This window comes from Leucobacter weissii (genome assembly GCF_017565745.1).
In the GTDB taxonomy this organism is placed as follows: domain Bacteria; phylum Actinomycetota; class Actinomycetes; order Actinomycetales; family Microbacteriaceae; genus Leucobacter; species Leucobacter weissii.
Window position 1 is genome coordinate 1 of record NZ_JAGDYM010000014.1, and the last position, 19,294, is coordinate 19,294.

At 72.4% G+C, this 19,294-nt stretch carries 16 protein-coding genes; 10 read left to right on the forward strand and 6 right to left on the reverse strand.

Annotation, left to right across the window (positions count from 1 at the left end; translation table 11 throughout):
- Window positions 1-213: 213 nt before the first annotated feature.
- On the forward strand, window positions 214-846 hold the full coding sequence (locus tag J4H92_RS11940; protein WP_208098424.1) for an FMN-dependent NADH-azoreductase: 633 nt from the start codon (window positions 214-216) through the stop codon (window positions 844-846).
- A gap of 27 nt (window positions 847-873) precedes the next feature.
- On the opposite strand, the gene J4H92_RS11945 is transcribed toward J4H92_RS11940, so the two are convergent.
- On the reverse strand, window positions 874-1,518 hold the full coding sequence (locus J4H92_RS11945) for a TetR/AcrR family transcriptional regulator (RefSeq protein WP_208098425.1): 645 nt from the start codon (window positions 1,516-1,518) through the stop codon (window positions 874-876).
- A 188-nt stretch (window positions 1,519-1,706) separates the two neighbouring features.
- Here J4H92_RS11945 and J4H92_RS11950 point away from each other — a divergent pair, with 188 nt between their 5' ends.
- Genes J4H92_RS11950 through J4H92_RS11960 form a run of 3 tightly spaced genes read left to right on the forward strand, consistent with a single transcriptional unit; the run spans window position 1,707 to window position 7,764 of the window.
- Window positions 1,707-4,451: an MMPL family transporter gene (locus tag J4H92_RS11950; protein ID WP_208098426.1), complete on the forward strand. Its 2,745-nt coding sequence runs from the start codon at window positions 1,707-1,709 to the stop codon at window positions 4,449-4,451.
- Complete coding sequence (locus J4H92_RS11955; RefSeq protein ID WP_208098427.1) at window positions 4,448-6,646, forward strand: YhgE/Pip domain-containing protein; 2,199 nt, start codon at window positions 4,448-4,450, stop codon at window positions 6,644-6,646. The genes J4H92_RS11950 and J4H92_RS11955 overlap by 4 nt, the downstream gene beginning before the upstream one ends.
- Window positions 6,647-6,666: 20 nt before the next feature.
- Window positions 6,667-7,764 carry a hypothetical protein gene (locus J4H92_RS11960; RefSeq protein ID WP_208098428.1) on the forward strand — a complete coding sequence of 366 codons (1,098 nt, stop codon included), beginning with the start codon at window positions 6,667-6,669 and terminating at the stop codon, window positions 7,762-7,764.
- A 167-nt stretch (window positions 7,765-7,931) separates the two neighbouring features.
- On the opposite strand, the gene J4H92_RS11965 is transcribed toward J4H92_RS11960, so the two are convergent.
- Entirely contained in the window at window positions 7,932-9,038 is a 1,107-nt protein-coding gene (locus tag J4H92_RS11965; protein ID WP_208098429.1) for a lipoate--protein ligase family protein, read from the reverse strand.
- Window positions 9,035-9,691, reverse strand: a complete 657-nt coding sequence (locus tag J4H92_RS11970) for a TetR/AcrR family transcriptional regulator (RefSeq protein ID WP_208098430.1) — start codon at window positions 9,689-9,691, stop codon at window positions 9,035-9,037. Before J4H92_RS11970 ends, J4H92_RS11965 begins: the two co-directional genes overlap by 4 nt.
- A gap of 150 nt (window positions 9,692-9,841) precedes the next feature.
- Here J4H92_RS11970 and J4H92_RS11975 point away from each other — a divergent pair, with 150 nt between their 5' ends.
- From J4H92_RS11975 to J4H92_RS11985, 3 genes are read left to right on the forward strand one after another with little or no spacing between them, the layout of a single operon-like run.
- The gene (locus J4H92_RS11975; RefSeq protein WP_208098431.1) at window positions 9,842-11,500 is read left to right on the forward strand and encodes an amidohydrolase; all 1,659 of its coding nucleotides are present in this window, start codon (window positions 9,842-9,844) and stop codon (window positions 11,498-11,500) included.
- Window positions 11,487-12,980: an amino acid permease gene (locus J4H92_RS11980; protein ID WP_208098432.1), complete on the forward strand. Its 1,494-nt coding sequence runs from the start codon at window positions 11,487-11,489 to the stop codon at window positions 12,978-12,980. Before J4H92_RS11975 ends, J4H92_RS11980 begins: the two co-directional genes overlap by 14 nt.
- Before the next feature lies 1 nt (window position 12,981).
- On the forward strand, window positions 12,982-14,163 hold the full coding sequence (locus J4H92_RS11985; RefSeq protein WP_208098433.1) for a M24 family metallopeptidase: 1,182 nt from the start codon (window positions 12,982-12,984) through the stop codon (window positions 14,161-14,163).
- 40 nt (window positions 14,164-14,203) lie between these two features.
- Here the strand turns inward: J4H92_RS11985 and J4H92_RS11990 are convergent, their stop codons facing one another.
- The gene (locus J4H92_RS11990) at window positions 14,204-15,070 is read right to left on the reverse strand and encodes an alpha/beta fold hydrolase (RefSeq protein WP_243752324.1); all 867 of its coding nucleotides are present in this window, start codon (window positions 15,068-15,070) and stop codon (window positions 14,204-14,206) included.
- A gap of 56 nt (window positions 15,071-15,126) precedes the next feature.
- Here J4H92_RS11990 and J4H92_RS11995 point away from each other — a divergent pair, with 56 nt between their 5' ends.
- Complete coding sequence (locus J4H92_RS11995) at window positions 15,127-16,074, forward strand: NAD(P)-dependent oxidoreductase (RefSeq protein ID WP_208098435.1); 948 nt, start codon at window positions 15,127-15,129, stop codon at window positions 16,072-16,074.
- 31 nt (window positions 16,075-16,105) lie between these two features.
- On the opposite strand, the gene J4H92_RS12000 is transcribed toward J4H92_RS11995, so the two are convergent.
- Window positions 16,106-17,458 carry a class I SAM-dependent RNA methyltransferase gene (locus J4H92_RS12000; RefSeq protein WP_208098436.1) on the reverse strand — a complete coding sequence of 451 codons (1,353 nt, stop codon included), beginning with the start codon at window positions 17,456-17,458 and terminating at the stop codon, window positions 16,106-16,108.
- Window positions 17,459-17,613: 155 nt separating this feature from the next.
- Between J4H92_RS12000 and J4H92_RS12005 the strand changes: the two genes are divergently transcribed.
- A complete protein-coding gene (locus J4H92_RS12005; protein ID WP_208098437.1) occupies window positions 17,614-18,252 on the forward strand; it encodes a Maf family protein in 639 nt (212 codons plus the stop codon).
- Window positions 18,253-18,383: 131 nt separating this feature from the next.
- On the forward strand, window positions 18,384-18,827 hold the full coding sequence (locus J4H92_RS12010) for a hypothetical protein (RefSeq protein WP_208098438.1): 444 nt from the start codon (window positions 18,384-18,386) through the stop codon (window positions 18,825-18,827).
- A 25-nt stretch (window positions 18,828-18,852) separates the two neighbouring features.
- Here J4H92_RS12010 and J4H92_RS12015 read toward each other — a convergent pair whose 3' ends face one another.
- Window positions 18,853-19,152 (reverse strand): rhodanese-like domain-containing protein, encoded by a 300-nt coding sequence (locus tag J4H92_RS12015; protein ID WP_208098439.1) that lies wholly within the window; start codon window positions 19,150-19,152, stop codon window positions 18,853-18,855.
- Window positions 19,153-19,294 lie beyond the last annotated feature (142 nt).

Below are 19,294 nucleotides of genomic sequence, written 5' to 3' on the forward strand. Positions count from 1 at the left end.
GCCGACGCCGACGAGCAGTGTGAGGGTGCATCTTCCACGAACATGCACTCTCACACCCCGCCCAGCGATACCTCAACCCGCATCTTCACGCTGAAGCGCCTTCAGAAATCTTGAACTTGCGGGGAATGGCTAGGGCACGTCGCGCGGGACCGAGGACGAAACGCTCATCGACGTGGATAATCGGACGAACCAGAGAACAACGGAGAATCACAGATGCCAACCCTGCTGCACCTCGACTCATCCATCGCCGGCGAGCGCTCGAGAACTCGTGCCCTGACCCGGGCCGTCGCCGAGAGCTGGCGCTCCCGGGGCGATCAGTTCCGCGTCGTCCACCACGACCTCCACGAGGAGCCGCCGCAGCACATCGGCGAGGTGGCGCAGCACTGGCCCGAGCGGCTCCGCGACGGTGCCGAGCTCTCCGAGCAGGCGGCCGCGGCGCAGAGGCGAGCGGTCGACGAGCTGCTCGCCGCCGATGTGCTCCTGGTCGGCGCGCCGACCTACAACTTCGGGCTGCCGTCGACGCTGAAGGCCTGGATAGATCTGGTGCACGTTCCCGGGCTGACGGTCCCGTTCGACGAGCCCGTGCAGCCGCTCCGGGGGCGATCCGCGATCGTCGTCACGGCCCAGGGCGGCGCACCGGACGAGACGGAGGACGGCCCGGCGGAGAGCCCGGCGGCGCACTCCCTCCGGCTGGTCCTCGAAGGAAGCTTCGGCATGGAGGTGCAGGTCGTCGGGACGAGCCGCACCCTGGCGGATCTGCTGCCCGACCTCGATCCCGCACGCGCGGCCGAGGAGTTCGCGCGAGCCCTGGATCGTGCGCGCGCCCTCGGAGCGGGCGTGCGCTGACTCGGGCGCCGATGCGACGCCGTCGACTCAGATGGGCTCGGTGATCGCGAAGAGCACCTCGCTGATCCGCCTCGCGAGTTCGTCGACCCCGCCGGGCGCCGCGGCGCCGCTGAGCGCCGTGATCTTGATGGCGCGCTCGTACTCCCCGCCGAGAATGGCGAGGGCGTGCTCGGCGGGCAGCGTGAAGCGGCGCCCGGCGGCCGCGAGGGCGGATTCCACCGGACCGACGATCGCGGCGTGCGAGCGGCTCAGGAACTCGGCGTAGCCCGCCGACATCTCCCGGTCGCGCATCGCGAGCAGGCAGAACTCCGTCTCGAGCACGTACCAGGCCGTCGTGTCTCCCTTCGGCGCCAGGATCTGCGCGATGTACTCGGCCGCCTGCTCCGGGCCGATGGCGCAGCTCTGCCCGCGCAGGATGGGTGCGAGTTCGTCCGTGGTGTCCTGCAGCTCCGCCGACTGGCGTGCGAATTCGCGCTCCAGCAGCACGAGGAACAGCTCCTCCTTGCTGTCGAAGTTCGAGTAGAAGGCTCCGCGGGTGAATCCCGCGCGACTGCAGATCGCCTCGACGGAGGCGCCCTGCAGGCCCTCCTCGACGAACACCTCGGTGGCGGCCTCGAGCAGCCGGTCGCGGGTCGCCTGACGGCGCGCGCTCGGCGCGACGCTCTCGGTCATCGGATCCTCCCTCGGGTGCGCGGGGCGGCCTCGCCCTCGGCGTCGATGCTCAGCTTTCTCGAAGCCAAGCCGGATACATTCCTGTATCGATACGGATACACTAGTGTATCGAGCCGGAGTTCTCCAGAGCGACCGGACCGTCCTCCCCGGTTCTTCCTCGCCGTCCCGCCCCGCGACCGAAAGGCACCATGTCATCACTGCTCTACGCGCTCGCAGGATGGGCGAACCGCGCGAGAATCCTGGTCCTGTGCGCCTGGATCGCCGTGCTCGCACTGCTCGGCGCGGGCGCCGTGTTCCTCTCGCAGGGGACGAACGCCCCCATCACCATCCCGGGCACCGAGTCGCAGCAGGCGATCGACACGCTCAGCCGCACCTTCCCCGAGGTCAGCGGCACCAGCGCGACCATCATCGTGGTCGCGCCGGAGGGGGAGCGGGTCGACGACCCCGCCTACGAGCAGCGCATCGTCGAGAGCGCGGAGGAGCTCGAGGAGCTCGACTCCGTCGCCGCCGTCTCGACCCCGTTCTCCGAGCTTGCGCCCAGCGAGCTCAGCGACGACGGCCGGGCCGCGCTCATCACGGTGCAGCTCGACGCGAGCGTGAACACCGTGCCGGCGGCGACCGAGGAGGCCATCCCCGATCTCACGGCCGAGCTGCGGGACGCGCTTCCAGCCGGGGCGGAGGCATCCTACGGCGGCGAGCTCTACTCCACCTCGATCCCCGGGTTCACCATCACCGAGGCCATCGGCGTGGTGGTCGCGTTCATCGTGCTCGTCCTCACCCTCGGCTCGCTCGTCGCCGCGGGCATGCCGCTCATCATCGCGCTCCTCGGCGTCGGCATCTCGGTCGCGGGCATCTACTTCTCGACCGCGTTCCTCGACATGACCTCGACGACGCCCATGCTCGCTCTCATGCTCGGTCTCGCCGTCGGCATCGACTACACGCTCTTCATCGTCAGCCGTCACCAGGAGCAGTTGCGCGCGGGCGTGCCCGTCGACGAGTCGATCGCCCGGGCCACCGCGACGAGCGGCAGCGCGGTGGTGTTCGCCGGCCTCACCGTGATCATCGCGCTCGTCGGGCTCTCGGTGGCCGGCATCCCGTTCCTCACCGCGCTCGGCGTCGCCGCGGCGGCCGCCGTCGCGGTCGCGGTGCTCATCGCGGTCACGCTCACTCCCGCGATCCTCGGGATGGCCGGGATCCGGATCCTCCCGCGCAAGCAGCGGCGTGCGCTGAGCGCGCAGGATCCCGAGTCCGAGACGGGCTCCGCTCCGCGCTCCAGCACGCGGGCGGAGCGCTTCTTCGTCGGCTGGGTGCGCGCGGTCACCGCCAAGCCGATCATCACCGTGCTCGTGGTGCTCATCGGCCTCGGCGCGGCCGCCCTGCCCGCCTTCGGTCTGCGCCTGGCGCTGCCGGGCGCGGAGACGCTGGAGGCCGACAACCCCGCACGCGTCACCTACGAGCTCACCGGCGAGCACTTCGGCGAGGGCGCCAACGGGCCGCTGCTGCTCACGGGATCGATCATCCACAGCACCGACCCGCTCGGGCTGATGGACGATCTGGCCGACGAGGTGCGGGCCATCCCCGGCGTGGCCGACGTGCCGCTCGCCACCCCGAACCAGGGCGCGGACACCGGCATCATCCAGGTGATCCCGGACGAAGGGCCGCAGGCCCAGAGCACGGCGGACCTGGTGGCGGAGCTCCGGTCCCATCACGACGAATGGGTCGAGGAGTACGGCGTCAGCCTCGCGGTCACGGGCTTCACCGCCGTCGGCATCGACGTCTCCCAGCTGCTGTTCGAGGCGCTGATCCCGTTCGGGATCCTCGTGGTCGGGCTCTCCCTGGTGCTGCTGGCCATGGTGTTCCGCAGCGTCTGGGTGCCGATCAAGGCGACGCTCGGCTATCTGCTCTCGGTGGGCGCCGCGTTCGGCGCCGTCGTCGCCGTGTTCCAGTGGGGATGGTTCGCCGAGCCGCTGCACGTGCACCACGCCGGGCCGGTGCTGAGCTTCATGCCGATCATCCTGATGGGCGTGCTCTTCGGCCTCGCGATGGACTACGAGGTGTTCCTCGTCTCGCGCATCCGAGAGGAGGTCGTGCACGGCGCCGACTCCCGCGCCGCGATCCGCCGCGGCTTCGTCGGCTCCGCGCGCGTCGTCACCGCGGCCGCCATCATCATGTTCGCGGTGTTCGCCGCCTTCGTCCCCGAGGGCGATCCGTCGATCAAGGTCATCGCCCTGGGGCTGGCCGTGGGCGTCTTCGTCGACGCCTTCATCGTGCGCATGATCCTCGTGCCCGCCGTGCTGCAGCTGCTCGGCGATCAGGCCTGGTGGATGCCGCGCTGGCTCGACCGGCTGCTCCCGTCCTTCGACGTCGAGGGCGAGGGTCTCGCCCGGGAGCTCGAGTTCGCGAACTGGCCGCCGGACGCCCCGGACGCGAGCATCGCCGGATCCCGGATCACGCTGCCCGGGGGGATCTCGGTACCCGAGCTGCGCGTCGCCCCGGAGGCCGCGCTCCTGCTCGATCCGGCCGACCCGGCGTCGCTGCCGCTCGCCGGGGTGCTCAGCGGTCGCGGACCGGTGAAGACGGGAACCCTCAAGGTCCGGGGCCTGCTGCTCCCCGAGCGCGCGAGCTCGCTGCGCTCGCGAGCGGCCTGGGCGACCCCGTCGACCCTCGCCGAGACGCTGGAGGACGAGCCCGAACTGCTCGTCCTCGACCTGCGCAGCACCGGCGCGGCGACGGGCACCCTGCACGCGGCCGAGCAGGCGTGGGCGAACCGCGAGCTGCTGACCGAGCGCGCGGAGCTCGCGAGCCGGGGCGAGGCGACACCGGTGACGGTGGTGGCGCTCGGCCTGGCCGAATCGGCGGCCGCAGCGCTGCCGCCCGGCACCGCGCTGGTGAGACCGGGACGACTGCTGGAGACGATCGGAGCTGAGCGATGAGCGGGGCGGAGAGCAGAGTGTTCGAACGACTGCGCGGAGGCCGCGCGATCACCTGGCGCACCGTGCTCGGTCTGGTGCTGGTCCCGCTCGTCGCGGCGGGAGTCCTGCTGTGGGGGCTGTGGAACCCCACCGAGCGGCTCGACGGCATGACCGCCGCCGTCGTCAACCTCGACGAGCCGGCGACGGTCGACGGCGAGACCGTGCCGATGGGCCGCGTCCTCGCCGCCGAGCTCATCGGCGAGGCGGAGCTCGGCGAGAGCGAGGACGACAACTTCACCTGGCAGCTGACGGATGAGGACGACGCGGCGTCGGGTCTCGAGGACGGCAGGTACGCCACCGTGGTGACCATCCCGGAGGAGTTCTCCAGCGCCGCCACCTCGGTCTCGCGCGGAGCGGACGAGGCCGAGGCCGCGACCATCGACATCCGGACGAGCGACCGGGGGCGCCTGCTCGACTCAGCGCTCTCGAACATCGTCACCGCGACCGCCACGCGGGTACTCAACGAGCAGCTCGGCGCGCAGTACGTCGGCAATGTGTTCGTCGGCATGAACGAGCTCGGCGCGGGCATCGGGGAGGCCGCCGGGGGAGCCTCTCAGCTCGCGACGGGAGGATCCGCGCTGACGAGCGGCGCCGACGAGCTGGCGGACGGGACGTCGCAGCTGGCGGACGGCGCCTCGGAGCTGGCCACCGGCACGTCCGGCCTCTCCGACGGCGCGTCCCAGCTGGCCGAGGGCACCTCCGGTCTCGCCACGGGCACGTCGGAGCTCGCGGACGGCGCCTCCGAACTCGCGGACGGCACGTCGGAGCTCTCCGGCGGGGTCGAGAAGCTCGCCGAGGGGGCGTCGGGGCTCTCGGACGGCCTGAGCGAGCTCGCTTCGGGAGCGAAGACCGCGGCGAAGGGCGGCTCGACGCTGGCCGACGGCGTCGAGACCTACACCGACGGCGCCGGGCAGGCGATCACGGGGCTGCAAGAGGGCGGGGCTGCGGCCATCGAGCCGCTGACGCAGTATCGCGATGCGATCGACGCGGATCTCATCCCCATGCCGAGCCCCGAGGCGAAGTCCCAGGCGATCGCCGGGTTGAACCAGCTGATCGACGGGCTCGCCGCGGCGGCCTCGACGGACCCGAACACCGACCTCAACCGGCTGAAGGCGGCCGGGGCTCCGCTCGCCACGGGCGCGCGCGAGTCCGCGAAGGGCCAGAAGACGCTCGCCGACGCCGTCGCGCAGACCTCGGGCGGCGCGGCCGAGCTCTCCGGCGGCCTCGACGAGCTCGCGAAGAACGTCCCCGCGCTCGCGAAGGGCGCCGAGCAGCTCGCGGCCGGCACCGGCGAGCTCTCGGAAGGCGCCGCGGAGCTGGCCGACGGCACGGGCGAGCTGGCGACGGGAGCACAGGAGCTGGCGGGAGGGACCGGCGAGTTCGCTCTCGGTGCGCGCGAGCTCGCCGGGGGCACCGGGGAGCTCGCGGACGGCGTCCGCCAGTCCGCAGACGGGGCCCGCGAGCTCGCCGACGGGCTCGGCGAAGCCTCCGACGGGATCCCGAGCTACACCGACTCCCAGGCCGAACGGCTGGCGGAGACGATGGTCGCCCCCGTCTCGGCTGAGGGCGCGGACGACGAGCTGTTCAACGCCTCCGGCGTGCCGCTCTTCGCCGGTATCGCGCTCTGGGCCGGCGCGCTCGCCGCCTTCCTCGTGCTGTCGCCGCTGTGGCGCCGCACCGGCGAGGCGGCGCGGGGCACCGGCTTCCTCACGCTGCGCAGTGCGCTGCCCGCCATCGGGCTCGGCGCCGTGCAGGGGCTCATCGCGGGCGCGGTGCTTCCTCCGCTGCTCGGCTACAACCTCTCCCAGGGCTTCGGCTTCCTGGGGCTCGCGGTCGTCGCGGGTATCGCCTTCGCGCTCGTCAACCAGGGGCTCTCGGCGCTGCTCGGCGGCTTCGGCCGCTTCCTCTCCTTCGTCCTGCTGGTGGTCGCCTTCGCGATCGGCGTGATCTCCACAGCCCCGCCGGTGCTGCAGGCGATCGGGGACGCGAGCCCCATCGGGGCGCTGTTCGCCGGGTTCCAGGCCGTCGCGCTCGGCACCGGGAGCGCCGGGGGCGCGCTCGCCGTGCTGATCCTCTGGGGCCTCGGCGGTCTGCTGCTCACGGCCTTCGCCATCGCGCGGGATCGCCGCCGCTGGGCCGCCGCAGCGCCCGCATAGGGGGAGGATAGGCTGACGGCATGCCCTCGCGCGCAGGATCCTCGTCCGAGCCGTTCCCGTGGACGGGCGACGTCGCACGGGGGGACTGGATCGCCGAACGCCTTGACGGGGACCGGCGCGAGACCGACGACGGGGTGCCGCGTATCGGCCCGGCGCTCGGCGACCTCGTGCCCGCGGGCTTCGATGCGCTGGTGCGGGTGCTGCACCCGTTCCGGCGCGATCGTCCGGAGGGGATGAGCTGGCCCGAGTGGGAGCGCCTGGCGGACGGCGAGCGGGCCGCTGGGCGCGGCGGCGAGCTGCCCGAGATCCGGGAGGAGCCGATCGGCTGGGAGGCCACGGCCGCCGCGCACGGTGCCGAGTTCGCGCCGGACTCGCTGGCGCCCGGGATCCTCGGGCTCGCGCACGACGGCCGGCCGCCCGACGGCACCGGGAGCCACCCCTCCGGCTGGCGCTACGATCTGCCGGCGGACGGCCGACTCGACGTGCGCGCCCTCGCCGCCGTCGCCCGGGTGCTGTCCGCGCACACCGCGACCCCCGATCGCGGGATCGCCGCCGTGTGGGAGGGCTACGGCGGGCTCGTCAGCGCGCAGGGCGTGGGCTTCGTGGTGTTCGTCCCGGAGCCGGAGTGGTCCGCGCCGCGGTGGGTGCGCCGGGCGTGGGCCCGACTCTGCGGCGCCTGGGGCGCGTTTCAGGCGCATCGCCGAAGCTTCGGTCTGCGCGCCGCCCTGCGGGCGCGGCTCCTGCCCCGGTGGGAGCAGCCCGCCGGCAGCGGCCTGCTCTCGAGGGAGGCGGCGAACGGCCCGCGCCTGGAGCTCCCCGACCGCGCCTACGTCTGCTTCGAGGCGGGCGTGGAGAGCTTCGCCGACGGGCGCTGGACGGGCCGGGCGCCCTGGATCGCGCCCGACGAGCTCGCTCAGGGCGCTCAGGACGCTCAGTCCCCCAACCTCGTCTGGCCGGAGGACCGCGCCTGGTTCCTGATCAGCGAGATCGACTTCGACTCGACGCTCATCGCCTGCTCACGGGCCTGCGCCGACGCGCTGCTCGCGGCGTCCGGCGTCGAGGCCGCGGAGATCGACCGCGACACCCCGCTCTGGGATCCGCTCCCCGCGGACGAGTGACGGCAGTGCGACGAGCGGGCGCTCAGCCCGCGGCCGGATCGACGCGGGTGACGCCGCAGAGCACCTGCACACGTTTGTCGGGGGCGCCGCGCACTGATGCCAAGAAGAACCCGTGGCAGGTGCAGTGGTGAACAGAACCTGCACATGTGCGGCATCGGGGTGGGGGATCACGGCACGCGGCGGATCCACTCCTCGGTCGAGAACTTCTCGGCGACGAGCCGCTCGGCCTCGGCGTACTCGGCCTCAGCGACCTCGCCCGGGGTGCCGCCGTGCCGCTGCACGAAGGTCTCGACCAGGCGCTCGGTGATCCGCTCGCGCGACAGCCCGGTCTGGCTGCGCAGCGGGTCGACGCGCTTCTGCGCGCTCGTGGTGCCCTTGTCGCTCAGCTTCTCGCGCCCGATGCGCAGCACGCGCGTCATGGCCTCGGCGTCCATGTCGTAGGCGAGGGTCACATGATGCAGCACGGCGCCGCTCGCGAGACGCTTCTGGGCGGCGCCCCCGATCTTGCCGAGCGGGCTGGTGATGTCGTTGAGCGGCTGGTAGACGGCCTCGATGCCGAGGGAGCGCAGCCCCTCGAGCACCCACTCGTCGAGAAAGGCGTACGATTCGGCGAAACCCATGCCCTGCACGAGCTCCGCGGGGGCGTAGAGCGAGTAGGTGATGCAGGACGCGGGCTCCATGAACATCGCCCCGCCGCCCGAGATGCGCCGCACCAGTTGCGCACCCGCGGCGGCGAGCTGCTCCTCGTCCACCTCGTTGCGCACCGACTGGAAGCTGCCGATGAACACGGCGGTGCGATCCCACTCCCAGATCCGCAGGGTGGGCCCCCGCTCGCCGCGTCCGACGGCGTTCGTCAGCGCTTCGTCGAGGGCGGCGTTGTGCATCGGCGAGATCGCGCGGCTGCGCACGATGCTCCAGTCGTAATCCCGCCACTGCGCGGCGCCCGTCAGCGCGCGCCGGATCGCGACGCCGATGCCCTCCGGCGTGACCCCGAGCAGCTGCGCGCCCTCCGGCAGCGCGCGCGCGATCGTGGCGGCGATCTCCTCGACGGTGCTGTCCGCGGGCAGGCCGACGGTGCTGTCCGCGGGCGGTCCAGCGGAGCCGTTCCCGGACGAGCCGCCCACCGCGGCGTTGATCCGCTCGAGCGCGTCGTCGGGTTCGAGGAAGAAGTCTCCGCTCAGCCGGAAGCCCGCGATCCTCCCCTCGTGCGTCTCGAAATCGACGACGACCAGCTTGCCGCCGGGAACCTTGTACTCGCCGTGGTGCGCGCTCATGGTTCCAGGCTACGCCTCGCGTCGCCGGCGCGCAGGCTCTCGAGGCGGTCCGTGAACCCGACGATCAGCGTCTCGAGTCCGAGCTCGAAGGTCTGCTTCGCGCGGAGCGCGTCCGTCTCGTCCTCGATGAGCGAGCGCAGCACCGGGTAGTCGCCGTCGGCCGCGGGCTGCACCATCTGGACGGGAGCGACGAGATCGAGCACGGAGCCCAGCACGAAGCTCTCCACCACGGTGAAGACCGCGACGATCTCCCCCGGCGGCCAGCCGACCTGCAGCAGCGAGCGGGCGATGACCTCGTACTGCGCGATGAGCTCGGGGGCCTGCACGGGGTTGGTGGTGAGCAGCGGGATCGTCTCGGGGTGTTTCGCGAACGCGTCCGCGTACGAGCGCGCCCAGTCGGCCAGAGCCGCGTCCCAGGGCTTCGTCTCGAAGGAGCTGCAGTCGATGTCCGCGACGACCCGGGAGCGCACGCGCTCGATGATGTACTGCTTGTTCGGCACGTGGCTGTAGATCGTGGGCGCGCTGATGCCCAGGTGCTTCGCCAGCTTGCTCAGGGTGAACGTTCCCGAGGGCTCGTCGTGGATGAGTTCGAGCGCGGCCTCGACGATGCGCTCTTCGGTGATGTGGGCGCGCACGGCCCGAGGGGGTTTCATCGCTGTTCGTCCGGCTCCTCGCTGGGGTCTGAGTCACCACGTTAGCACCCCGGGCGCCGGTCATCGAGCCGTCTGCCTAATAATATTTGGAAATCCTAATCTTGTTAGGTAACATCGGTGTGCAACACGATGGTCCGAGGAAGGACGGGGATGACCGGGAACTCACCCACGCTGCTCAGCGGCGGGCGCATCTGGGACGGCGAGGCCCTCCGGCCCGCGGCCCTGCTGATCGACGGCGCGACGATCGGGCGAGTGATCCCGGCCGGGGAGGACCTCCCGGATCTCCCGGATGCCTCGGTGGTCGACCTCGGCGGCGACGTCGTCTTCCCGGGGTTCGTCGACGCGCACGCTCACCCGCTCATCGGCGGGACGGAGTTCGCCGGAGCCCCGGTGCGGGACGCCGGCTCGGTGCGCGAAGCGGTGCGCATCGTCGCGGAGTTCGCCCGCGAGCATCCCGAGCTCCCGTGGATCGTCGGCGAGGGCTTCGACCTCAGCATCGATCCGCGCGGCATCTACTTCGCGGCCGATCTCGACTCGGTGGTCTCGGACCGGCCGGTGGCGCTGCGCTCGAGCGACATCCACACGATGTGGGCGAACAGCCGCGCCCTCCGACTCGCCGGCATCACCGATCGCACCCCGGACCCGCGAGACGGGGTGATCGAGCGCGACGGGGTCGGCCGGCCGACGGGAACACTGCGCGAATGGGGCGCCTTCATGCCGCTCTACCGCGCGATCCCCCGCCGCCCGCACACCGAGACCGCCGAGGCGCTGCTGCGCGGACTCGGCAGGCTCAGCCGCGAGGGCGTCTCGACGGCGCAGGACGCGTGGGTGGAGCTGGAGGATCTGGAGGCCTATCTCATCGCGGCGAGGCGCGGGCTGCCGCTGCGGCTGAACCTGGCGTTCCGCGCCGAACCCGGGTCCTGGCGGAGCCGGCTGCGCGACTTCGCCGAGGCGCGCCGCGCGGTGGAGGGGCTGGGCTTCGAGACGTTCACGGCCCGCACCGTCAAGTTCTTCGCCGACGGCATCGTCGAGGGCGGGACCGCCCACGTCGGCGAGCCCTATCACGGCGGTTCGTGCTGCGGCCTCCCCGCCTGGGACGAGAGCGAGCTGAACGCCGCCGCGGCGGCGTTCGACGACCTGGGGTTCCAGCTGCACATCCACGCGATCGGCGACGCGGGCGTCGCCCGCGCCCTCGGCGCGATCGAGCACGCCGCCGACGCGAACGGCGACCGGGACCGCCGGCCCGTGATCGCCCACGCGCAGCTCGTCAACCCTCCCGAGATCGCGCGCCTGCTCGCCGCCGACGTCACCGTCGCCGTGCAGCCCTACTGGGCGAAGCTCGACTCGGTGGTGAGGCACCTGACCAACGAGCGGCTGCGCGGCGAGCGCGAGCTGCGTCAGTACCCCTTCCGCACGCTGCACGACGCCGGCGTGCGCCTGGCCTCGTCGAGCGACTATCCGATCACGACGCCGAGCGTGCTCGACGCGATGGCCGTCGCGATGGCCCGCGACGAGCACGGCGACCTGAGCCGTTCCTGGCTCCCGGAGCAGCGCCTCGGCTTCCGGGCGATCGCGCGGGCGGCCACGGCCGGCTCGGCCTACACGCAGTTCGCGGATCGGCGCCTCGGCGTGATCGCCGAGGGCGCGGCGGCCGATCTCGCCATCGTCTCCGGCCTGCCCGATGCTCCGGCCGCGAGCGAACTGCTGAGCGCCCGGGTCGAGGCCACCTGGTTCGGCGGCGCGCCCGTCTTCACCCGCCCGGAATCTCACCGCAACCCGTCGAATGAGGAGAACCGTGTCCACCGATAACCACAGCCCAGCGCCCACGGCATCGCCGCCCCGGGACGACGTGATGAAGCGAGAGTTCACCCTCTGGTCGACGTTCTCGCTCGCATTCGTCTTCATCTCGCCCATCGTCGCCATGTACGGGATCTTCGGTCTCGGCCTCGAACTCATCGGTCCCGCGTTCTGGTGGGGCTGGGTGGTGACCCTCGCGGGCCAGCTCACCGTCGCCATCACGCTCGGCGTGCTCGCGTCCCGGTGGCCGCTGGCCGGCGGCGTCTACCAGTGGTCGAGGCGGCTCGTCAATCCGCGGTACGGCTGGTTCGCCGGCTGGGCCTACACCTGGGCACTGCTCATCGCGCTCAGCTCGGTGTCCTACGCCGGCGCGGTGTTCATCGCCCTGCTCTTCGACCTCGACGCCACGGCCACCGGCGTGCTGGTCGTGCTGGCCGTCCTCTTCCTCACGGTCACCACGGTCGTGAACATCGCCGGGCGAGCCGTCGTCAAGTTCGTGGCCACCGCCTGCATCATCGCCGAGGTGATCGGCTCCCTCGGCGTCGCCGTCTACCTGCTGCTCTTCCACCGCGAGCAGGATCCCTCCATCCTGCTCGAGGGCCTGCAGGCGGCGCCCGAGACGCCCTTCATGATGACGCCCTTCGTCCTGCTCGTCGCGATCGCCGGCTGGTCGTTCCTCGGCTTCGAGAGCGCGAGCAGCATCGCGGAGGAGGTGAAGAACCCGAAGCACGCCGTGCCCCGCGCGATCGTGTACTCGCTCCTCGGGGTCGGCGCGGTCATCCTCTTCACGAGCTTCGCGATCCTCCTCGCGATCCCGGATCTGCAGCAGATCCTCGCCGCGTCCGAGGGCGACCCGATCATCGCGATCCTCGCCTACCACTTCCCTCCCGTGGTCGTGAAGCTCATCCTCGGCATGTTCGTCATCGCCTTCCTGGCGAGCCTGGTCGGGATCCAGGCGGCCTGCTCGCGGTTGATCTGGGCGAACGCCCGCGAGGACGAGCTGCCGTTCTCCGGGTGGCTCAAGAAGCTCCGCGGACCGAGCCGTCTGCCCAGCAACTCGATCCTGCTCACCGGGGTGGTCTCGATCCTCGCGCTGCTGCTGCTGCAGAACGACGACATCAACACCCTCCTCGTCGCCTTCACCACGGTCGGCTTCTACGCGGCCTTCACCTTCCCGGTGCTCGGGCTCGCGATCGCCCGCATCCGCGGCACCTGGAAGCCGGGGGAGCGGCTCTTCATGGGGCGCTTCGGCCTCGGCATCGCGTGGGTCGCGCTCGCCTGGCTGGTGCTCGAGATCACGAACGTGCTCTGGCCCAGGGAATCCGCGGATCTCTGGCTGATCAACTACGCGCCGCTCATCGCCTCGGTCGGGGTGGCGCTGGTGGGCGAACTCGTCTACCGGCTCTCGCCCGTGGGCCGCGGCGTCGTGAGACCATCGAACGAGGCGCCCGCCCGCACCCCCGCCGCGCCCGCACCCAGTGAGGAGAACTGACATGAGCGCGCTCTACCGCTGGCCCGACTACGACGCGGTCGAACTGCACCGCGCCAGATCCGCCCGCGTGCAGGCCTTCATGCGCGAGCAGGAGCTCGACGCCCTGCTGCTGGTGGGGCCCGACCACATCCGCTACGCGACCGACTTCCGCGCCCACCTCACCAACGAGTCCGAGTGGTTCGCCGCGCTGGTGACCCGCGACGGGGAGGCCGAGATCTTCCTGCCCTACATCGACGAGACGATCGTCGACCCCTACCCGGAACTGCCCTGGGTGCGGGCGGTGCACGCCGTCGCGTCCTGGTCGGCCGCGACGGCGAACCCGGCGACCTGGATCGCCGCCGTCGCCCGGGCGGCGAGGAGCCTGGGCAGCCGCCTGCGGCTCGGCATCGACTCGGTCGACCAGGGGCTGCTCTCCGGCCTGCAGCGGGAGCTCGACCTCACGCCGGTGCCCGTCGGCACCGGCCTGCACCGACTCCGTCGCGAGAAGCATCCGACCGAGGTGCTGCTGCTCGACGCGGTCTCGCGGGTCAACGCGGGCGCGATGGAGGCGGCCCTCGGCGCCGCGCGGGTCGGCGGCACCGACCACGAGGTGCTCGCGGCGGCGATGGCCTATCAGCAGGCGGCCGGCGTCGAGTTCGTCACGCACTCGGTGTGCAATCTGCGCAACGGCACGGGAGACTGGTTCGCGGGCGGGCGCCGCTTCGCCGAGGGCGACCCCTTCTTCTTCGACATCGGCTGCTACGGACCGGGCGGCTACGCCTCCGACGCCGGGCGCACCGGATTCGTGGGGGAGCCGGCGCCCGAGCATCTCGCCGCCTACGAGCACCTGCAGACCGCCTATCGGATCGCGCAGGATCTCGCGGTTCCGGGCGCGAAGGCCTCGTCGCTGCTCGCCGCCTGCAACGAGTACCTCGAGTCGCACGGTCTCGGGCGCACGCCCTACGCCATCGGGCACGGCGTGGGCCTGCGCATCTGCGAGCTGCCCACCCTCTTCTCTCCGGGGCTCATGGACGAGGACGTGACGCTCGTCGAGGGCGAGGTCATCGCCCTCGAGCCCGAGACGACGGTCGTGGTCGACGGCCGGGCGACGGTCTTCAAGATCGAGGACGACTTCGTGGTCGAGGCGCACGGGCTGCGGCGGCTGACCGAGATCCCCGGGCCGGAGGAGTTCGTCGGCGCGTGAGCGCCGGGCCCGGTTCAGGCCGGGGACGGGCCGATGCGGCTCATTCCACGCGCCCCAGCATCCAGGTGACGATGTCGGCGGTCGCCTCGTCGCGGTCGACCTCGTTCAGCAGCTCGTGCCGGGAGCCGGGGTAGATCCGGAGGGAGACGTCCCGCACGCCCACGGCGCGGTAGGCGTCGGCCAGGCGCTGCAGGCCGTCGCCGCGGCTCAACGGGTCGTCGCCCCCCGACACGATGAGCAGGGGCAGCTCGGCCGGGATCCCGCGCTTCGGCACGCCGTACAGCCGCAGCCCGTCGGCGAGCCCGAACAGCCGCAGGATGTCCGCCTCGAAGCAGAGCGGATCCGCGATGAAGGCCGCCACGCTCGCGGCGTCGCTGCTGAGCCACTCGAAGCCGTTCGCGTCGGGCCCTCCCCAGCGCCGGTTCAGGTCGCCGGACTCCATGGCACGGGGCGTGCGGTAGGCGCTGCCCGAGAGCACCACGGCGTCGAAGGCGCGGGGCTCGCGGTTCAGGATCCGCTGCGTCATCAGCGAGCCCCACGAATGGCTGAACATGATGAGCGGCAGGCCGGGGTGCCGTTCGCGGGCGATCGCGGTGAGGCGCAGGACCGCGGCCTCCGCCGCGCGCAGGCCGCCCGGTCCGAGACGGCCCAGCTGCGCGAGGTCGCCGCGGTGCTGGCTCCTGCCGGTCTCGCCGTGCCCCCGATGGTCGTCGGCGAAGACCGCGAAGCCGTTCGCGGTGAGCACGTCGGCGAAGGCGTCGTAGCGGCGCGCGTGCTCGCCGATGCCGTGCGCGATCTGGACGATCGCGTGCGGCCCGCCGGACCCGGCGGGCACGGCCCACGAGTAGGCGCTGATCTCGATCCCCTCGGCGTCCGTGTAGGTGAAGCGATCCGGCTCGTTGCTCATGCTCCCACTGTAAACCGTGCGTCGCGGGCGACGGGCGGCGAGCATAGACTCGTGGTATGGCTCATCCTCAAGCGCCCCTGATCGTGTCCCTGCCCAGCGGCGAAGGCCTGGAGGAGGCGGTCGGCGGGATCGCCGACGTGGAGTTCGTCGCCTGGGATCTCGAGGGGCCGCCGCCGCGGGAGCGGATCGATGTCGTGGTGCCTCCCTACTGGGGCGGCGCGCGGAGGCTCGCCGAGCTCGCCGGCGTCGAGACACGCCTCGTGCAGTGGCAGTCCATCGGCTACGACGGCGTCGCGGAGGCTCTGCCGTCGGGCGTGCAGCTCGCCAATGCCGCGACCGTGCACGAGACCTCGACGGCCGAGCTCGCCCTCGCCCTCGCTCTGGCGGCCCAGCGCGGCATCCCCGGGTTCGTGCGCGACGGCGACCAGCGCCGCTGGCAGCTGCGCTCCTTCCCCAGCCTCGCCGATCGACGCGTGCTGCTCGTGGGCTACGGCGGCGTGGGCAAGGCGATCGAGGCGCGGCTCACGGGCTTCGAGGCGCGCCTCACCCGGCTCGCCCGAACCGCGCGGACGGACCGCAACCTCGCGGGCGAGGAGGTCGAGATCCGAGGGCTCGACCGCCTGCACGCGGCGCTCGCCGAAGCGGAGGTGGCGATCCTCGCGGTGCCGCTGACCGACGACACCCGAGGGCTCATGGACGCGGCTGCGCTGGCCGCGCTGCCCGACGGCGCACTGCTGGTCAACGTCGCCCGCGGCCCGGTCGTCGACACCGACGCGCTCGTCTCCGAGTTGAACGCGGGGCGTCTTAGGGCCGCGCTCGACGTCACGGAGCCGGAGCCGCTGCCCGCCGGACACCCGCTCTGGAACTGTCCGAACCTGCTGATCACGCCCCACGTCGGCGGGGATTCGAGCGCGATGCTGCCCCGTATGGCGGCCCTGATCCGCCGCCAGATCGGGCACCTCCGCGCCGGCGAGGCGCCCGAGAACCTGGTCCTCGGCGGCTGAGGCGGCCCGCCGCGTCAGAACCCCGCCCGGGTCAGTCGCGGAGGAACACCGCGAGCGTCTCGAAGTGATGCGTGTGCGGGAAGAGGTCGAGGGCGCGCAGCGAGACCGGGGTGTAGCCCAACTCGCGCAGGGTGGCCGTGTCGCGGGCCAGCGCCACCGGATCGCAGGCGACGTAGACGATGTTGGCGGGCGCCACTTCGCCGAGCCCGGCGCAGACCTCGCCGCCGGCCCCGGATCTCGGCGGGTCGAGCACCACGGTGCCGCGTCGCAGTCGTTCGCGGACGGGCGCCGCGGCCGCCCGCAGCTCGGCGAGGTGCCGGTCCACCCGGGCGGTCACGGTGAGCGCGCCGACGAGATCCGCCAGGTTCTCGGCCGCGTCGTCGGTCGCTCCCGGGTCGCTCTCGACGGTGGTGATCCGCAGGCCCGGTCCGGCGGCCTCGGCCACCGCCGCGGCGAGCAGACCGGCGCCCCCGTAGAGGTCGAGGTTCGCGGCGCCCGGGTCGAAGCGATCCGAGCCGGCCAGCTCGAGGATCGCGTCCCGCACCGCCTCGAAGAGCGTCACCGGCGCTTCGCGATGCACCTGCCAGAAGCCGCCCGCCCGCACCAGGAACTCCCGCCCGCCCACCGACTCCCGCACCGGATCGTCGGCGCCCGCGCGGCGGCGCTCGCCCGGGTACGAGACGAGCATGCGGGGGTCGTCGGCGCTCGGCGAGACGAGATCGACCGCCTCCGCCTCAGATATGGCCTCGTCCAGCGGCGCGATCCATCCGATCTCCTCGACCGCGAGCGGCAGCGACGCGGTGCGGATCACGCGGCGGCTGCGCGCCGCGTACGGTCCCACCTCGCCCGTCTCGGGATCGACGTGGAGGCGCACACGGGTGCGGTAGCCGAGGCCGGGGGCCGAGGTATGCGTGGTGCCGTCGAGGCCGGGGGCCTCCGCCTCCGCATCGCCCGGCAGCGACTCGACCTGGAGGACGCCGCCGCCGAGATCCCGCAGCGCGTCGGTGCCGAGTCCGCCGAAGCGCCGCAGCGCGTCGGTGAGCACCTCGGCCTTGAGCGCGCGCTGCCGGGGCAGGGCGATGTGCCCGAACTCGGCTCCTCCTGGCCGCTCGGCCGGATCCCGCTCGAGTCCCGCCTCCGGCCAGATGTGCGGTCTGCGATCCTCCGAGGGATCGAGCACCTCGACGGTCGCGGCTCGGGCGAAGGACTTCTTGCGCGCTTCGGTGATGCGGGCGCGCACCCGCTCGCCCGGGATCGCGTCGGCGACGAACACGACGCGCCCCTCGTGGCGGGCGACGCCGACGCCGCCGTGAGCGATCCCGGTGAGGTCGAGTTCGACGAGATCGCCGACGGAGAGTGCTGCGTTTTCTGGCATGCCCACCATTCTCCCTCGAATCCCGTCGCGGTGCTGCGGCCGCGTGAGTGGGACGGGATTGCGCGAGTGTACCCGGGTTCTACCGCCCAAAGGGGGTACACTCGCGCAACAGCGACCCGTTCGCGAGGGGGAGCGCAGCTCGCGAGGGGAATAGGATCGCTGGTATGCGGCTCTACCTCGCCTCGACCTCTCCCGCCCGGCTCTCGGTCCTGCGCGCGGCCGGCATCGAGCCGGTCTGCTTCGCCCCCGACGTCGACGAGGCCGCGGAGGCGGCGGCGAGGGAGCGCGAGCTGGGCAGGCCGCTCACCGCTCCTGAGCTGACGGAGTACCTCGGCCGGTTGAAGGCGGAGGACGTCGTGCGCCGCCACGGCGGTGAGATCGACGGCCTGGTGCTCGGAGGTGACTCCGCGTTCCTCCTGGACGGTGAGATCCTGGGCAAGCCGCACGAGCCGGAGATCGCCCTGGCGCGCGCGAAGCAGCACCGCGGGCGCACCGGAGTGCTCCACTCGGGGCACTGGCTGATCGATCATCGCGAGGGCGGCGTGCGGGGCGCGCGCGGCGCGGTCGACACCGCGTCGGTGACGCTGGCCGCCGATATCCCCGACCGTGAGCTCGAAGCCTACGTCGCCACGGGCGAGCCGCTCGAACTCGCGGGCGGCTTCGCGATCGACGGCCTGGCCGGTGCCTTCATCGAGCGGATCGAGGGGGCGCCGAGCTGCGTGATCGGCCTCTCGCTCCCCGCTCTCCGTCGTCTGGTGATCGAGCTGGGCCACGGATACCAGGAGCTCTGGAACCGAGGCTGACGAACGCTCGTGATGCGCTCAGAGGACGCCGGGAGCGCCGGGGCCGCGGATCCGTCGGATTCGGGCGGCGGATCCGGCTCGAACCAATGAAGCCGCGCGGCAGGAGCCCGGGACACGGACAGGAGCGCACCATGGGACGAGCGAGCGGCAGGAGGGCGCTTGCGCTCCTCGGCGCGATCGGGCTCGGGCTGACGCTCGGAGCCTGCGCGGCCGAGACGGAGCCGGAGAAGATGGAGCCGGAGAAGGCGGCGCCGGTCGGGGGCGACGTGATCGCACCGCTCTCCGTGGCGCTCGGCGATCTCCCGCGGGATACCGGGGCTCCCGCCGAGCCGCTCGAACTCGTCGTCGGCCAGGTGCTCAACGTCTCCGTCGACGACGATCGGGTGCGGGAGGCGCTCACCGCGGAGGTCTCCGATCCCGCGGTGCTCCGCTTCGCCCCGGGGCGCGCCGACGGGAGCGCCGAGTTCAATCCCGGTCTCGTCGCGCTCGCGCCCGGCGAGACCGAGGTGGCGATGGACGTCTTCTTCTACGACTGGGATCCGCCGCGGTTCACCGTGGTGGTCTCCGAACGGTAGCGGGGACGGCGGGAGACGGCGCCCGTCAGCGTACGATCGCCGCCCCGGTGATACGGGCCGCGTCCTCCAGCGAACCGAGGTTCTCGGCGCTCGCCGCGCCCGCCTCGCGCAACTGCTCGGCCGCCTGCGCCGCCCGCCCGCCCGCGGCGCAGTAGACCAGGTAGTCGGCGTGCTTGTCGAGGCCGGGAAGCGCGTCCGCGAACTCGCCGCTGTTGAAGTCGAGGGGCACCGATCCCTCGAGGTAGCCGTTCGCGCGCTCGTCTGCGGAGCGCACGTCGAGCACGACGGTGTTCGACGGCGCCGGGGTGGGGGGCTGTCCTGACATGATGGTCCTTTCGCGGTGGCCTGCGACGAGTCTACGAGATGGCGGGTGCGGAGCGCATGCGGGCGCACGTGCGGGTCGATCCCGGCCCGTCTCCGGCGATACCAGCCATCTCCGGGCACGGGGCGGGCGGGGGTCGCTAGGG

What these genes read in the sequence shown, in the direction of transcription:
- J4H92_RS11940 (WP_208098424.1), top strand. Translation starts at nt 214, where the DNA reads ATGCCAACCCTGCTGCACCTCGACTCATCCATCGCCGGCGAGCGCTCG.
- J4H92_RS11945 (WP_208098425.1), bottom strand. Translation starts at nt 1,518, where the DNA reads ATGACCGAGAGCGTCGCGCCGAGCGCGCGCCGTCAGGCGACCCGCGAC.
- J4H92_RS11950 (WP_208098426.1), top strand. Translation starts at nt 1,707, where the DNA reads ATGTCATCACTGCTCTACGCGCTCGCAGGATGGGCGAACCGCGCGAGA.
- J4H92_RS11955 (WP_208098427.1), top strand. Translation starts at nt 4,448, where the DNA reads ATGAGCGGGGCGGAGAGCAGAGTGTTCGAACGACTGCGCGGAGGCCGC.
- J4H92_RS11960 (WP_208098428.1), top strand. Translation starts at nt 6,667, where the DNA reads ATGCCCTCGCGCGCAGGATCCTCGTCCGAGCCGTTCCCGTGGACGGGC.
- J4H92_RS11965 (WP_208098429.1), bottom strand. Translation starts at nt 9,038, where the DNA reads ATGAGCGCGCACCACGGCGAGTACAAGGTTCCCGGCGGCAAGCTGGTC.
- J4H92_RS11970 (WP_208098430.1), bottom strand. Translation starts at nt 9,691, where the DNA reads ATGAAACCCCCTCGGGCCGTGCGCGCCCACATCACCGAAGAGCGCATC.
- J4H92_RS11975 (WP_208098431.1), top strand. Translation starts at nt 9,842, where the DNA reads ATGACCGGGAACTCACCCACGCTGCTCAGCGGCGGGCGCATCTGGGAC.
- J4H92_RS11985 (WP_208098433.1), top strand. Translation starts at nt 12,982, where the DNA reads ATGAGCGCGCTCTACCGCTGGCCCGACTACGACGCGGTCGAACTGCAC.
- J4H92_RS11990 (WP_243752324.1), bottom strand. Translation starts at nt 15,070, where the DNA reads ATGAGCAACGAGCCGGATCGCTTCACCTACACGGACGCCGAGGGGATC.
- J4H92_RS11995 (WP_208098435.1), top strand. Translation starts at nt 15,127, where the DNA reads ATGGCTCATCCTCAAGCGCCCCTGATCGTGTCCCTGCCCAGCGGCGAA.
- J4H92_RS12000 (WP_208098436.1), bottom strand. Translation starts at nt 17,458, where the DNA reads ATGGTGGGCATGCCAGAAAACGCAGCACTCTCCGTCGGCGATCTCGTC.
- J4H92_RS12005 (WP_208098437.1), top strand. Translation starts at nt 17,614, where the DNA reads ATGCGGCTCTACCTCGCCTCGACCTCTCCCGCCCGGCTCTCGGTCCTG.
- J4H92_RS12010 (WP_208098438.1), top strand. Translation starts at nt 18,384, where the DNA reads ATGGGACGAGCGAGCGGCAGGAGGGCGCTTGCGCTCCTCGGCGCGATC.
- J4H92_RS12015 (WP_208098439.1), bottom strand. Translation starts at nt 19,152, where the DNA reads ATGTCAGGACAGCCCCCCACCCCGGCGCCGTCGAACACCGTCGTGCTC.